The 14,487-nt window shown below is 50.4% G+C and carries 10 protein-coding genes; 6 read left to right on the forward strand and 4 right to left on the reverse strand.

The window, feature by feature from the left end:
- Positions 1 to 419 precede the first annotated feature (419 nt).
- The 5 genes from EA26_RS01035 to EA26_RS01055 all read left to right on the forward strand — a co-directional run bounded on the left by EA26_RS01035 (position 420) and on the right by EA26_RS01055 (position 6,965).
- On the forward strand, positions 420 to 2,135 hold the full coding sequence (locus EA26_RS01035) for an ABC transporter ATP-binding protein (RefSeq protein WP_039422494.1): 1,716 nt from the start codon (positions 420 to 422) through the stop codon (positions 2,133 to 2,135).
- 75 nt (positions 2,136 to 2,210) lie between these two features.
- A complete protein-coding gene (locus EA26_RS01040; protein WP_039422497.1) occupies positions 2,211 to 3,767 on the forward strand; it encodes an ABC transporter substrate-binding protein in 1,557 nt (518 codons plus the stop codon).
- A gap of 161 nt (positions 3,768 to 3,928) precedes the next feature.
- Positions 3,929 to 4,906 carry an ABC transporter permease gene (locus EA26_RS01045; RefSeq protein WP_039422502.1) on the forward strand — a complete coding sequence of 326 codons (978 nt, stop codon included), beginning with the start codon at positions 3,929 to 3,931 and terminating at the stop codon, positions 4,904 to 4,906.
- Positions 4,907 to 4,908: 2 nt separating this feature from the next.
- The gene (locus EA26_RS01050; RefSeq protein WP_039422505.1) at positions 4,909 to 5,847 is read left to right on the forward strand and encodes an ABC transporter permease; all 939 of its coding nucleotides are present in this window, start codon (positions 4,909 to 4,911) and stop codon (positions 5,845 to 5,847) included.
- Positions 5,848 to 5,999: 152 nt separating this feature from the next.
- Complete coding sequence (locus tag EA26_RS01055) at positions 6,000 to 6,965, forward strand: SPOR domain-containing protein (protein WP_039422508.1); 966 nt, start codon at positions 6,000 to 6,002, stop codon at positions 6,963 to 6,965.
- A 62-nt stretch (positions 6,966 to 7,027) separates the two neighbouring features.
- Here the strand turns inward: EA26_RS01055 and EA26_RS01060 are convergent, their stop codons facing one another.
- Positions 7,028 to 9,766, reverse strand: coding sequence for a hypothetical protein (locus EA26_RS01060; RefSeq protein ID WP_039422510.1), 2,739 nt, complete (start codon positions 9,764 to 9,766; stop codon positions 7,028 to 7,030).
- A 244-nt stretch (positions 9,767 to 10,010) separates the two neighbouring features.
- On the opposite strand from EA26_RS01060, the gene EA26_RS01065 reads away from it, so the two are divergent.
- Positions 10,011 to 10,859 (forward strand): outer membrane beta-barrel protein, encoded by an 849-nt coding sequence (locus tag EA26_RS01065; protein ID WP_039422512.1) that lies wholly within the window; start codon positions 10,011 to 10,013, stop codon positions 10,857 to 10,859.
- Between the two features lie 7 nt (positions 10,860 to 10,866).
- Here the strand turns inward: EA26_RS01065 and EA26_RS01070 are convergent, their stop codons facing one another.
- The 3 genes from EA26_RS01070 to EA26_RS01080 are packed head-to-tail and all read right to left on the reverse strand — an operon-like array spanning position 10,867 to position 14,481.
- Positions 10,867 to 12,471 (reverse strand): hypothetical protein, encoded by a 1,605-nt coding sequence (locus EA26_RS01070; protein WP_052079782.1) that lies wholly within the window; start codon positions 12,469 to 12,471, stop codon positions 10,867 to 10,869.
- 4 nt (positions 12,472 to 12,475) lie between these two features.
- The gene (locus tag EA26_RS01075; protein ID WP_039422514.1) at positions 12,476 to 13,048 is read right to left on the reverse strand and encodes an ECF-type sigma factor; all 573 of its coding nucleotides are present in this window, start codon (positions 13,046 to 13,048) and stop codon (positions 12,476 to 12,478) included.
- Entirely contained in the window at positions 13,045 to 14,481 is a 1,437-nt protein-coding gene (locus EA26_RS01080; protein ID WP_039422516.1) for a hypothetical protein, read from the reverse strand. Before EA26_RS01080 ends, EA26_RS01075 begins: the two co-directional genes overlap by 4 nt.
- Positions 14,482 to 14,487 lie beyond the last annotated feature (6 nt).

The raw sequence follows: 14,487 nt of genomic DNA on the forward strand, positions 1-14,487 counted from the left end.
AGTTTTATTCTTAATGACTAGTTACGCATTAAGATTATTCGCTATCGCTAGGCTTATGAGATGGTGTGTTGTTTTATGTTTGTTAATATTCACTTACCCTAAATGTCGTTTTTCTCAAGGTTTAGATATTAATCATGTTTAGAGTATTTTGCTGCAATAAATGCTAAGTAACACACAAAAAATTTCATTTCTTTGCTCAGTTAAATAACTGTTAATGAATACGTATGCGATATATATGCCTGATTAGGGCTTTTATGACGCGCTTTATACTTTAATTGTTGCTTTTTTGTGTGTTTTTTGCCAAATTGTCTCCCGACCTGAATTTCAGAGGATTATGCTGAAATCAGAATGGAATCATTGAAGTGTTGGATAGCTCTATCGGGCTGTTGCAACCACAGACAAGGCAGTAGAGGTCTGAAATGTCACTATTGGAAGTGAAAAATCTTCGTATCGAATATCCATCTCGTCACGGCGTACACGCGGCGGTGAAATCGCTGTCGTTCAATATTGAACGAGGCGAAATCGTCGGTGTGGTGGGTGAATCGGGTGCCGGTAAATCGACCGTGGGTAATGCGGTTATTGATTTGCTCAGTCCTCCGGGCCGTATTGCCAGCGGTGATGTGTTTCTTGATGGTGAAAAAATTTCTGGCCTCTCACCGGAAGCCATGCGCAGTGTGCGTGGTTCCAAAATCGGTTTTATCTTCCAAGATCCGATGACTTCTCTCAACCCACTGTTTACCGTTGAGCAGCAACTGACTGAAACCATTCATGCCAATATGAAGGTGTCTGAAGACGAAGCGTATAAACGCGCACTGTCGCTGATGAAGCAAGTGGGTATTCCGCAGCCAGAAAACCGTTTAAAGCAGTATCCGCATCAATTTTCCGGCGGGATGCGTCAACGCGTGGTGATTGCGATTGCCCTTGCGGGTGAGCCCGATCTCATCATTGCTGATGAACCGACTACTGCACTGGACGTATCCATCCAAGATCAGATTCTCAATCTGATCCGCGATCTCTGCATTAAGCATAATGTGGGTTGTATGCTGGTAACGCACGACATGGGCGTAGTCTCTAACGTGACTGACCGTGTCGCCGTTATGTACCGAGGGGACTTGGTTGAATTTGGCCCAACCGCCAAAGTACTCGGTAATCCTGATCACCCTTACACGCGCAGTCTGATTTCGGCGGTGCCACGCTCAGACGTGAAGCTCGATCGTTTCCCGTTGGTGAGTTACATCGAGGAAGCCAAAGAGCTCAAGCCACTGGATATCAAAAACCATTGGTTGGGCCAAAGTGAAGACCAGAGAAAATATTCTGGTCCGCTGCTCAATGTGGAAAACGTTAATCTGCGCTTTGTGACTAAAGATTCGCTGTTTGAGAGCCGCCGCGAGTATGTGCAGGCGTCAAACAACGTCAGCTTCCAAGTGCATGAAGGGGAAACCTTTGGCTTGGTGGGTGAGTCTGGCTCAGGTAAATCGACGATTGCGCGTGTGATTGCTGGCTTGTATACGCCAAATTCAGGAAAAGTGTCGTTTGAAGGGATTGACCTGACTGCGCTGAAATCAGAGAAAGCGCGTCGTCCGCTGCGTCGCCAAATGCAGATGGTGTTCCAAAACCCCTACACGTCGATGAACCCGCGCATGAAAATTTTCGACATCATCGCCGAGCCGATCCGTTTCCATAAACTGACCAACAGCGAAGCGGAAACGCGCCAAATCGTCAACGATCTGCTTGAGCATGTCGGCTTAGGCAAAATGGCTGGGGTGAAATATCCACATGAGTTTTCCGGTGGTCAGCGTCAGCGCATTTCGATTGCGCGCGCGTTGGCGACTCGACCTCGTCTTTTGATCTGTGATGAACCGACCTCGGCGCTGGATGTGTCGGTACAAGCGCAGATCCTCAATTTGCTCAAAGATTTACAAAGCGAACTGAACTTAACCATGTTGTTTATCAGCCACGATCTGCCTGTCATTCGCCAAATGTGTGACCGGGTGGGAGTGATGCAGATGGGAACCTTGCTGGAAGTCGCTCCGACTGAACACCTATTCCGTTCCCCGCAACATGAGTACAGTAAACACCTGATTTCCTTGATGCCAGAGTTTACGGGGTTGAGGGAAGAGGTGAGAACGGCATAACCAAGCTTGCTTGGCACAATAACAGACGCAAATACAACAACTAGGGATTCGGATTCCCGCATAAGGAGTTATGCAATGAAAACCATGAAAAGCAAACTAGTGGTCGCTTTAATGGCAGCAGGCCTTAGCCTGAGTGCTGCGGCCGCAGACATTAAAGTTGCTTATGATGCAGATCCAGTGTCACTTGACCCACACGAGCAGTTGTCTGGTGGCACCCTGCAAATGTCACACATGGTGTTTGATCCACTAGTTCGTTACACACAAAAGTTGGATTTTGAACCTCGCTTGGCTGAAAAATGGGAACGTGTTAATGAGACCACGTACCGCTTCCACCTACGTAAAGGCGTGAAATTCCACTCAGGTAACGAACTGACGGCAGACGATGTGGTTTGGACCTTCAACCGTCTGCAAAACTCGCCAGATTTCAAAGCCATTTTTGAACCGTACGAAAAAATGGTCAAAGTAGATGATTACACCGTTGAGTTGGTCTCAAAAGGCGCTTACCCGCTGGTGCTGCAAACGGCGACCTACATCTTCCCAATGGACAGCAAGTTCTACTCAGGCACTACGGCGGACGGCAAAGACAAGTCTGAAGTGGTAAAACACGGCAACTCATACGCATCTACCCACGTTTCAGGGACTGGTCCATTCATCGTCACTTCGCGTGAACAGGGCGTGAAAGTGGAGTTTGAACGCTTCAAAGATTACTGGGACAAAGAGTCAAAAGGTAACGTGAACAAGCTGACTCTGGTACCAATCAAAGAAGATGCGACCCGTGTTGCTGCGCTGCTGTCTGGCGGTGTTGACATGATTGCGCCAGTGGCCCCGAACGATCACCAACGCGTGCAAGACGCCAAAGGCATTGATCTCGTGACGCTGCCGGGTACACGTATCATCACGTTCCAAATGAACCAAAACAGCAACGAAGCGCTGAAAGACGTGCGTGTGCGTCAAGCGATCGTCCATGCGATCAACAACCAAGGTATCGTTGACAAGATCATGAAAGGCTTCGCGACGGCTGCGGGTCAACAAGGCCCTGAAGGTTACGCAGGCTATAACGCGGATCTCGTTCCTCGTTTTGATCTGAAAAAAGCCAAGCAACTGATGAAAGAAGCGGGCTATGAGAAAGGCTTTACCCTGACGATGATCGCACCGAATAACCGTTATGTGAACGATGCGAAAGTTGCTCAAGCTGCGGCGGCCATGCTGTCGAAGATCGGCATTAAAGTTGATCTGAAAACCATGCCAAAAGCGCAGTACTGGCCAGAGTTTGATAAGTGTGCGGCAGACATGTTGATGATCGGCTGGCACTCAGATACGGAAGATTCTGCGAACTTCTCTGAATTCCTCACCATGACGCGTAACGAAGAGACGGGTAAAGGCCAGTACAACTGTGGTCACTACTCCAACCCTGAAGTTGACAAGTTGGTTGAGGCATCAAACGTAGAAACCGATCCAGCCAAACGTGCAGCGATGCTACAGAAAGTCGAAGCAACGTTGTACAACGAGGCAGCGTTTGTTCCTCTACACTGGCAAAACCTAGCGTGGGGCGCAAAATCTACGCTGGATATCAAACCAATCGTCAACGCAATGGACTTCCCATACTTTGGTGACTTGGTAGTTAAAGAGTAATTCTGCGCGAAGTACTCGCCCAGCCTTCGAGCGATCGAAGGCTGGGATTGTTTTCGGCACTGAGCTTTGTTTCAGTCGGGTTGAGTGCCATTTTCAGACTGAATTCTTGTGTGATTGTCGCTCTAGACACGCATAGTCATGGATAGTTGAAGGGGCAAGGAATGTTTTCGTTTCTGGTCAAGCGCCTGTTTCAGGCACTGATAGTGATGTTTGTGATCAGTTTGGTGGCGTTTGCCATTCAGGATAACCTGGGCGACCCGCTGCGTGAGCTTGTGGGCCAGTCAGTATCAGAAGCCGAGCGCCAAGCGCTGCGCGATGAGCTGGGCTTAAATGATCCCTTTATCACAAAATACACTCGCTTTGTCAGCGCTGCGGTGCAGGGCGACTTAGGCACATCTTATTTCTTCAAGCGCCCAGCGGTTGAAGTGATTCTGGATAAATTGGTGGCGACGCTGGAACTGGTGTTTGGTGCGACGTTACTTATCATCGTTTTTTCTATTCCTTTGGGCGTTTATTCGGCGATTCACCCCAAGAGCCTTTTTACCAAGATTGTCATGGCGGGCAGTAGCATTGGCATCTCGATCCCGGTCTTTCTCACCGCGATTATGTTGATGTACGTCTTCTCAATTGAATTGCAATGGCTACCGTCTTATGGGCGAGGTGAGACCTACAACTTGCTCGGCTGGGAGTCTGGTTTCTTTACTATTGACGGTTTGAAGCACTTGGTGCTGCCATGTATTGCGCTGGCGTCGATTATGCTGCCGCTGTTTATTCGTCTGGTGCGTTCAGAAATGCTGGAAGTGTTGAGCTCGGAATACATCAAATTTGCCAAAGCGAAAGGTCTCGCGCTGAATAAAATTTATTATCAGCACGCGCTGAAAAATACCATGCTACCGGTACTCACGGTCGGTGGGGTGCAGATTGGTACCATGGTGGCCTACACCATTTTGACCGAAACCGTGTTCCAGTGGCCGGGGACGGGTTTTCTTTTCCTTGAAGCGATCAACCGCGTCGATACGCCGCTGATCACTGCTTACGTTATCTTTGTCGGGCTGATTTTCGTGGTGACCAATACCATCGTTGACCTGCTGTATGGTCTGATCAACCCAACTGTGAATTTAACCGGAAAAGGAGCCTAATCATGTCACAAGTCGCTCAAGCTCCTTCAATGTTGGAGCGTTTTAAGCAATCGGATTTTCTTTACTATTTCAAGCGCGACAAAGTGGCGATGACCAGCTTTGGCATCTTTATGCTCTGCTTGCTGCTTGCGTTGGCCGCGCCGCTGATTGCGCCAACTAACCCGTATGATCTCTCTTCCATCGATATTATGGATGCCGAGTTGCCCCCTTCTTGGATGGAAGGCGGTGATGAAAAATTCCTGCTTGGTACGGACGAGCAAGGTCGCGATATTCTTTCCACCATGCTGTATGGCTCGCGTCTATCGCTGACCATTGGTTTCCTTGCGGTGGCATTGCAGATGTTCCTTGGCATCATTATCGGTTTGTCGGCAGGCTATTTCGGTGGCCGTATCGACAACTTCCTGATGCGCTTTGCGGATATTCAGCTCTCTTTCTCTACCATGATGGTGGCGATCATTGTCTCGGCGATTTTTAAAGCCAGTTTTGGCAGTGATTTTTACAGCCAGTATGCAGTGGTAATGCTGGTGGTGATCATCGGTGTGGCCGAGTGGCCGCAGTATGCGCGTACCATTCGTGCCTCCGTTTTGGCAGAGAAGAAGAAAGAATATGTCGAAGCGGCGCGCGTGATGGGCTTTAAAGCGCCACGCATTATGTTCCGCCACATTCTGCCTAACTGTTTGTCGCCGATTTTGGTGATTTCCACTGTGCAGGTGGCCAACGCGATTATGTCGGAGGCGGCCCTGTCGTTCCTTGGCTTAGGTTTGCCGGTGGACCAACCTTCGCTTGGCGCGCTCATCAGTATCGGCTTTAACTACATCTTCTCTGGTGCGTGGTGGATCACCGCCTTCCCTGGTGTTGTATTGGTCACCTTGGTACTGGTGATTAACTTGCTCGGCGACTGGCTGCGCGATGTTTTCAACCCGAAAATCTACAAAGGGTGATCTGAGCTGATTGATTTATAATCGAAAATCTACCTAAACTAAGAGTCGTAAGCCATTACGGCTCTTTTTTTGCTTGTCATTTTTTATTCACCGTAGCGGTGCTCAATAGGCCGTTGCCGATAAGTTCATTGACGATAGGTAGAGTGAAGCGTATGGAAAGGAAAAAGGCGATGCGACGACCACGGATGGGCCTCAAAGGATTCGGGCTCGGCGTGTTGATCTACTCTTTGGTGGCAAGTTTCTCCGCTCAGGCCGCTGAATTTTTATGTGAAGCCACTCAAGCCAGCAGTAATGAATTGCCGATGCTGGACAAAAATTGCCCTATTGGCGCAGGGTTATGGGGAAAAAAAGTGCCCAGTGGCGGCAAAGCGGATTATTTCTGGATCCAGTGCGGCATTTTAAGTAAGCCGATGCCGCTGGATAACGCCAAGCCGCTGTATAAACAGATCACGACCGACATTTGGATGAAGCCTGAGAATAAGGGCTACCGCTGCTTAATTGGCCCTTATCAATCCTTTGACCAAGCGAGCACAGATTTAAAACGGGTGCGCAGCTTGCCGACCTATAAAGAGGCCTTTATCCGTGTGGTGGGGTCAGCTGCGCCAATGCAAACGGCGAAATCGAACGCTGCCTCGGTGACAAAACCCGCAGAAAAAATGCCTGCCAAGACGCCCGCAAAACCAATGGCCGCGAAGGTCGCTCCAGCACCAAGCCAAACTGCGCCTGCTGCCAAAGCACCGCTGGCAACGGCTGCGCCCAAAACGCTGGTGAAACAAGGTGATACGCCTGATATTGAAATTCGCCGTCAAGCCGAGCTCAAAGGACGTACCTACGCCGTGCCTTATGTGCTCGACGATGACCACCAGTTTTACATGGAGCACAACCAAGCGTGGAATCGCTTAGATTACGAAGGGGCCGGCGTGGTGTGCTCGGACATCGACATGCGCCTTGCCACCGATGAAGAGTTTCGCACCTTGCTGGATTCGCGAGTGATGGAGACCCAAAGTTGGCCGATTCATCTGCCGTATTGGGGGCGTGGGAAAAAAGGATTGTTTACCGATGGCCGCATCTCGCAGCTAAAAGGCTCTTCGCTGTTGAATGTGTTGTGCGTTAAGTAGCTTAAGCCCTCAAAAACTTGAGAAAACCAATAAATAAGCCCCGCGATGCGGGGCTGGGTGTTTTAGTTCTGCATTAAAGGCATGGCCTTAACTAGCTTATCCATTGCCTCTTGGTTGTGGCTGAATAGTGAGTATTGAGCAGGCGACTCTTGACCATTGACTTCTTTACTCCAAGTAATGCCGATGTAAAAGTCACCAAAGTCGCGGTGGATATAACGAACGCGCGTTTTTTGGTCTTCACGCTCTTCTTCCAGCTCCACTCTTTCCAAGCCTTTCATGTCTTTAACACTTTGCCACGTTCCAGGAGTGTCAAAGCCTTCTGGCAGAATCGAGTTATCCTGATACTGATTATTGGCTTGATACTCTCGCTTGCCGTATGAGTAGCTCAACTTAGGGCCGTCCAGTTCTTCATGATGTTGACCATCGCTTTCCACCGACATGTAGTATTCCACTTTACCTTCAGCAATTTGCGTGTTGACTGCTAAGGTTTGGTCAAGTGGTGTTGTCGCTGAATCGATCCAGAACAGCTCCTGATTGTTGACTTTCACAATAATTTGGTAATGACCGTCGCGGATATTCTGGTACAGCATTTCGTAGTTCCAGTTCGTTTCAACACCCATATCATTGTGATGCGCGGTCAAGGTTCCATCATTGTTCAGCGTAATTGGCCAACAATCTTTGTTGCTGCTTTGCAAATAGCCTGTGATGGTATCGAGCTTGCGAAGAGTAGAGATTGGATCGGGTGAGCCATTAATATACGTATCGCTGATATTGGACTTGAATGTCTGCTCACCGAACTCATTTTCTTGGTCGCCCCAGCACCACTCAAATGAACCGTTGTTGTTCATCAATGAGGCATAGCCAATCTCGCCATCACGATCGGCAAAGCTGCCCATAACCCACTGCTGATTGTTAAAGTGTTCTTTGGTAAATCCTAAAGAAACTGGAGGAAGAGTTGTGTCAGCGGCTTTGACTTCAGGAAGTGCAATGCGCGTCATTTCTGAAACAACACGATCTTCCGCATCAGGGTGGATTCCAGCAGCAATATAAAACTCACCGTTGGTGCTTGCTTCGAGCGGTGTACCTGAGATGGTTAGAACCCCCATGTTGTCCACGGCGACCTTAATACCCGCAACACTGGTATTGTGATCTTGATTTTCGCCTTTCATACCGGCGAAGTATTCAACAGGGCCATGAGCGTTAACGGCTTTAAAAATCTCATGCAATGTGACGCTGAGCTGCACGGTTGGCAGTGCATCATTCACTTTGAGCTCGCCAAGTTGTGATGTGATTTCACTTTGCAGGTTTGCTAAGGTGTTTGTGTTCACTTCAAAACTGGCGATAGGTTTTGCGTCCACTTGCTGCAACACAAAGCTCTTTGAAATACGCTCAACGCCATCAAACGCGCTAATGGTGATGGTTTCACCCGCAGCATAGGTCTTAGTGGGTGTGCCCGCAATTTTCAGCTCTTTGGTTCCGCCGACAGTAATGACTGACAGTTCTAGTTCTGGGATGGTTGAAGTTGCATTGATGTCGAGCTCATCGCCATCCGCGTCTGCGAACAGGTTATCAATGCGATACTGTTCATCTGTCACCGCCACACCTTGTGTCAACGCAATACTGCCAATCCAAGCTTGCAGATCATCGGCAATTTTTGGCACGATCGTTGGCGCGCTGTTTGGTGTTTCAACCGCTAATGTAAAGGTCGTGGAAACATTGCCAACGGCGTTTTTATTTGCGTCGATATCCACACCCGTGATTTTCAGAATGTACGACACACGAACGGGTGTAAGCTCCCCCTTGATGGTCAGAGAGCCGCCATTGTTCGCCGTGATGATTAGGCCACTCACCTCTTGGTTGTCGATCGGGTCGATCACTTTCACGTCCAGTGCGATGTCGTTGTTGTCGGCATCAGAGAACAAAGCTTCTTGGTCAGCCGCAAGATCTAACGTGAGGTCCAGGCTGTGAGAGGTGCGTGGTGTGCTCAACTGTGCGCTGATGCTGTCTGCAACGCTCTTGTTGACGGTAAGCTTGTTGTTGACCGTTACCTGTACATCACCACTCTCAGTCACCTCAACGGTGGGCTTAAAGTTGGGTTGATCAAGCTTGTCTTGGTTCTCTGGCTTGCTGACAATGTCATTGGCTTCTTGAGCAATTTTGAGAGAATTTTCAGCGGTATAGTTTTCCCCCGCTTTCACTTTGGATTCGGTAAGAATTTGCGCGGTCTTATGCAAAGCATGGTTTTTCGCTGCGATCACATCGGTAAACGCGACATCTCCTGTGATGCCTAGTGCTTTATTCACCTCTGCTTTGGCTTGTTCAATCTTTTCCTCAGTTGGGTTTGCACCGGCTTGCACTACGACAAGGTCGGTAAGAGGAGAGATGATGGTTTCACCCGGGAGAGTACGAAGCACTACTTCATGCGCCATTGCTTGCGTTGGGTGGTCCATGTCGATGGTGTATTTACCCGCGTAAGTGGCCGCGTCGTGGTTGGTCAGCGCAGTTTGTACTGCACCGCCCGGAGTCAGCGTTTGCAGTGCCAAGACACCTTGCGTACCTGCAGGGATCTCTTTGCGACCTTGCTCATCGGTGAGGCCGAAAAGGGTATCGGTACCGATATCCAGTTTGCCGTTGTTGTTTTGATCAAGAAACACCACCGCTTGATTAAAGTAACCATCAAAGCCTGTCACAACAATGCCGCCTGGTGCGACGGTTTCATTTGAACCTGAACCACTGTCTGAACCACCACAACCGGTTAAAGCGATGGCCACTGACGCTGCCAGCAAACTTACCTTTTTCATCTGAGATCCCTTTTCATTCTCTTTTTGTTCAATGGAATGGCTGATGCCGATCCCTTCTTCATTAAGCCGAGGAAGAAGAGACCAAATTGGCGTCTATTTAAAAGGCTTGAGCTCAAGATGCAAGACACGGAAAAGGTTAAAAAAACCGTAAAATATATTTTGATTTTTTTATCATTAGTTGGCTTGGAAAACCTGCTCAGCTCGCTACCATCAGCCCCTCAATTCGAAGAAAAGGGACGGGTAAATGAAACAGTTAGCTTGGCTGGTGGTATTGAGTGGTTCGGTGGTTGCGCAAGAAGCGCCGCAGGAGACCAAGTTTGGTTACTCTTACTTCACCTTTGGTTTGGAAAATATCACCTATCAGGAAAACTTCCCGGCGACTCAGTCAGAGGTGACCGCCACCAATCTGGTGCTCAATTCCGGTGGTTTGTATCGCATTAATGATCAGTTTGATTTTTCCATTGATGCTCTGGCGACGTTTTCTCCCTCCTCTGCCGATGAAGAGTGGCATCAAGGCGGTCAGTTGATGCAAACCAACCAGTTTGAGTACACCAAGGCTTCAACCACGGTTTTGTTGCATTACAAATGGCAGGACGATTGGCGCTTGGTGGCGGGACCTGCGTTTAGCTATCAAACCTACAAGCGTTTTGCGCTGCGCGGAGAAAATGGCTATGTGAATCCGGTGTTTAGTGAAGACAGCACTTGGGAAGAGAAATCGACCGACATCTTTTTAGACGCCGGTATCGCCTATGACAGCGGCCATCTCTACGGTGCGAGCCCTTGGAGGGTGAGCGGCCGTTGGACTGCGGGCATCCCTGTGTGGAGCGTGACGGAAAACACCCGTTTTGCCAATGTTCAGTTTGATGATTTTGGTTTTCGTACCTCGGCGGAAGCCTCACTCAGTTACCGAGTTATGCCGGGCCTATCGCTCGCCTGGTACGTGATGATGGGCTACGAGAAGCGCTTTGAGTCAGATCCGCAAAACGTCATGATCAAAGATGCTCAGGGCGTGCCGCAGCCGCGCCAAGCTTGGCTACCGGATGCGGACACTTGGACCTTGAGCACTGGCATTCAGGCGTTATGGAACTTCTAACCCAGCGTTAAGGCTTGATGGGATGGTGATAAATCAGATTGATTTTTAACTCTTCCAGCAGGTGCGCGTACTGCGCTTTGGGGCGGAGAATATAGCTGTAGATTTCTCCCTCAATAAAATCGTTGTCATCACGGTAATCGTGATTGATCGCCAGCGATCTTTTCCCTGCGCCCGAAGGAAAAGCAAAGCAGGCCACCTCGGCCACGCCCTCGATGTTGTAGCTGTAAGAGACAATATCTTCGTAGTCACCGCGTCCAGCGACGACGGACAGGTCAAAATAGGGCAGCAAGATTGAACAATCAAAGCTGCCACTGACAGGGTGGATGTTTAGGTCGGAATCAAACCGCTGGTAGTTGCTGGGGTCGGTCGCTTGGCGTTCAAAAATGTAGTTGCCGACTTTCGCCGCAACGTAATTTGGCTCACGGTCGTTAGTCTGGCCAGCGGTAAACCGGTCATCAATAGATAGGTCATCAATAAACAGATAGTCAAAAAACTGCATTTGATAGAGCGTTTGCCCGGTATGCACGTTTAGTCGCTGTTCCATCGCTTGCTTGTCAGTCAGCATGGTGTAAGTGTGGTAGCGGTTGCCGTCTTGCACTGTGATGAGGTGATTGGTCAGACCTGCCTTGATGTTGGAGGGGTAACTCTTGCGCAGCAGCCAAGTTTGCTGAGCATCAAAAGCCGACAGGCTGCTGGTGAGGATCAGCGTCTCATCTTGCTGTTCAAATTCGCCAATTAGGCGCAGTGAATCATCATCGGGACACGCGCGCCGCTGGTTGGCTGCGGCAAAGTAGACCTGATGATTGACCAGCTTCCACGCTTCGCAGTAGATCACTTCGTACGGGTAGCGCGTGCCAGCAAAGTTCTGGCTAGCGACGAGGCGATAGAACGTTTGCCCAATCAAGGGATGAGTAAAGGCGTGACCCGTTTCGCCAATCGCAGGCAGATCAAAGCGCGCCGTTACCCAAGCATCGTCAGCCATTCCGTGGTGATCATCGCGCGCCGAAATCAGCAGTTGTGGTGACTTCACCGCTTGGCTTGGGCTGCCGACGATCGTCAATGGGCTGGTTGCACTGAGCTTTAATCCGGGAACGTTGATCTGCACTCGGGTACTCAGTGCATCGTCGTCAGGATCACGAAACAGCCCGTCAATCGCCAAGGTATAGCGCAGCGGTGCGCCTTGGTCGAGATCCCAGCCTGCTATCTGACTTTGCAGCGCCTGCTGCACAGTGGTAATGATTTCGGGTGGACGATTCTGGCCCACGCCTTTATTGCCCTCGCCAGTGGAGGCGAGAGTCTGTGTCGCGCTCAAGGTTAGCTCGACTTGCTCCTTCGCTTCCTCTTCCTGTGGAAGCTGCTCTTGTTGCGCCGTGGTGGGCGGTTTCGGTTCAATGGGGTCGGCGATCGGAGCTGGCGGTGGTACTGGGGCGGGCGCCGTAGGGCCGACCTTGTTACCAGGCGGGCTTACCTTACTTGCCACAGAGCGGGGGTCAGCGGCTTGCGCGAGTAACTTCGTTTCTGCTGGCGATGGCGCTTGGCTTGGGGTGAGCAAGTGCCAGAGTGCCAGCGCGACGAGCGACGCGGCAGCAGTGAAAATCGCTTTAGCTCGCATCACCTTACGCCATCCTTGATTGCAGCCAGCAACGGGAGAATTTGAGGTCTTTTTCAATCAAGCTGGCGCTGCACTCGAGCAGTTCGCTGATCTCCTCGTTTTTCATCCCCATCAGGTATTTGAGTTTAAGTGCGTTGGACTGACGCGGGTAACGGATGCTGAAGTTGTCCAGTACCTTGTCCATGATGATCAACTGCTCGATTTTTTCATCCTGTTCGTGCGGCAATTGCGTCACTTGCTGACGTTTCTGCGCCTGTAGCGCGCGTGCGTTGTCGATCAAGATCTGCCGCATCACTTTGGCGGCCATGAGGAAAAATGCCCGCTTGCTGGTGATCTCACTCAGATCGCTGTTCGACATTTTCAAATAGGCATCGTGAATTAAAGCGGTGGTACTGTTGACGCTGTCGGCCAGCACTTGGTTCTCTGTGCCATATTTTTCTGCACTGCGCTCGCGCTCTTGCTGGGCAATGTGGCGCAACTGCAAATAGGCAAACTGATAGAGCTGACTTTCGGCCTGCTTATCGCCCGCCTGCCACTGGCGGATAATTTGAGTAAGTTGTGAGCTTGCTGCCTTCATGAAGCTTCTCCTGCGACTTTAACAAATTCAGAGATGCGAAAGGTATCGATCCGGTCGGAGCCGTCTCGTTGTGGGGAAACTTGCTGCTGGTAACGGTACAAAATCCCTTGATCCCACCCTCGACCGGCGGGCAGATACTCCCAAGTGGTGTACTGCGCCGGGTACTCGGTGGGAAACCAGCGCACCATAATGTTCATCTGCGCCAGTTGCGCGTAGCCACTAGGGTTTTTGAGCCACCACATGTCGGCGTATTGCGCGCTGACCTCTTGCGGGTAACTGCGCCGCGTTGTCGGGCAGTGCTCAACGCTACTTGGCCCTGAAAACACCTTACTCTGCTCGACCAGCAGGCAGCGCTCGCTGATATCACTCTCTTGGTAGACGGTCTCTTTCCACACCCCTTGGTAAGCAATGCGGTTGCCAAGCGATTCTGGATAGGTAAACCAGATCATTTCGCTGCGATTGGCGTGCGGGACGCGTTCGCTACGCCCCATGCCTTGCACTTTACCGAGGATCAGTTGGGTTTGCGGATCGAAGTTGAGCGCCACGGAGCGATATTTCCAATCCCCTTCGTCGTCGAAATCGTCCAAAGAAAAGCCATTGAGATCGTTGCGAGTGCAGCCTTTGGCCGCGCAGCCAACCACCCCTTGCCAGCGGGCAAAATCGCTCAGCGGCTCAACCGTTTTCTGCGCGTACGGCTGGGTTCGGTCTAAAAAGCAGCCATTGAAATAGTCACCAAGGCTTGGGTATTGGATCAGGCTCTCTGCGGTGATTTCAAAGCTCATTTCGCCGATCGGCGTGCGGTAGTCTGGCCGTTCGAGATGGCGCACATCCAGAGCGCAAGCGCGTCCGCGCCAATCTTTCTTCTTGATCATGATGTTGCTCAGACGGGTATTGAGCGGCGAAAAAATCACCTCGTCAGAGATAAAATGCCGCTCAATGTAGCGCTGGCTCTGGTTTAGGTGCGCCACCGCCTCTTTGACCGACACCAGTGGCAAGTCCAAAAGCTCGGCGCTGTGGTCGAGAAAATTGAGATCGATGCGCTGCAACTGCTGCTGAAATTGAGGGTTGGAGAGCACGCTACTGACCAGCACAATCTCATCGCGATTTTCCGGCGTGCTGTCGAGTGACAACAACAGGCGCGTGAGGTTGATGCTGCGGCTCGGTTTGGTGCTAGCCAGCGTTGGCGTAATCACTTCCTGAGCAGAAAGAGTGGTGAGCAGGTAGCCTTGCTCATTGGGAGCGAGGAAAAAACTCACCACATCGCCGGGCTGGTATTGAAATGCCCCTTTGTGGGTTAAACCGCTCAAATTCGAGCTGGTTTTGTAATAGAGCCCGGTGACGGGCGCATCGATAAAATAGCCCGTTTTGGGCGACGTGGCGTGGGCCATAAGGCTGCCCAAATACAGCAGAGTGAAAGAAAAAATCCGTTTCATAGTACT

The sequence above is a fragment of the Vibrio navarrensis genome, from assembly GCF_000764325.1.
Taxonomy (GTDB): domain Bacteria; phylum Pseudomonadota; class Gammaproteobacteria; order Enterobacterales; family Vibrionaceae; genus Vibrio; species Vibrio navarrensis.

What these genes read in the sequence shown, in the direction of transcription:
- EA26_RS01035 (WP_039422494.1), top strand. Translation starts at nt 420, where the DNA reads ATGTCACTATTGGAAGTGAAAAATCTTCGTATCGAATATCCATCTCGT.
- EA26_RS01040 (WP_039422497.1), top strand. Translation starts at nt 2,211, where the DNA reads ATGAAAACCATGAAAAGCAAACTAGTGGTCGCTTTAATGGCAGCAGGC.
- EA26_RS01045 (WP_039422502.1), top strand. Translation starts at nt 3,929, where the DNA reads ATGTTTTCGTTTCTGGTCAAGCGCCTGTTTCAGGCACTGATAGTGATG.
- EA26_RS01050 (WP_039422505.1), top strand. Translation starts at nt 4,909, where the DNA reads ATGTCACAAGTCGCTCAAGCTCCTTCAATGTTGGAGCGTTTTAAGCAA.
- EA26_RS01055 (WP_039422508.1), top strand. Translation starts at nt 6,000, where the DNA reads ATGGAAAGGAAAAAGGCGATGCGACGACCACGGATGGGCCTCAAAGGA.
- EA26_RS01060 (WP_039422510.1), bottom strand. Translation starts at nt 9,766, where the DNA reads ATGAAAAAGGTAAGTTTGCTGGCAGCGTCAGTGGCCATCGCTTTAACC.
- EA26_RS01065 (WP_039422512.1), top strand. Translation starts at nt 10,011, where the DNA reads ATGAAACAGTTAGCTTGGCTGGTGGTATTGAGTGGTTCGGTGGTTGCG.
- EA26_RS01070 (WP_052079782.1), bottom strand. Translation starts at nt 12,471, where the DNA reads ATGCGAGCTAAAGCGATTTTCACTGCTGCCGCGTCGCTCGTCGCGCTG.
- EA26_RS01075 (WP_039422514.1), bottom strand. Translation starts at nt 13,048, where the DNA reads ATGAAGGCAGCAAGCTCACAACTTACTCAAATTATCCGCCAGTGGCAG.
- EA26_RS01080 (WP_039422516.1), bottom strand. Translation starts at nt 14,481, where the DNA reads ATGAAACGGATTTTTTCTTTCACTCTGCTGTATTTGGGCAGCCTTATG.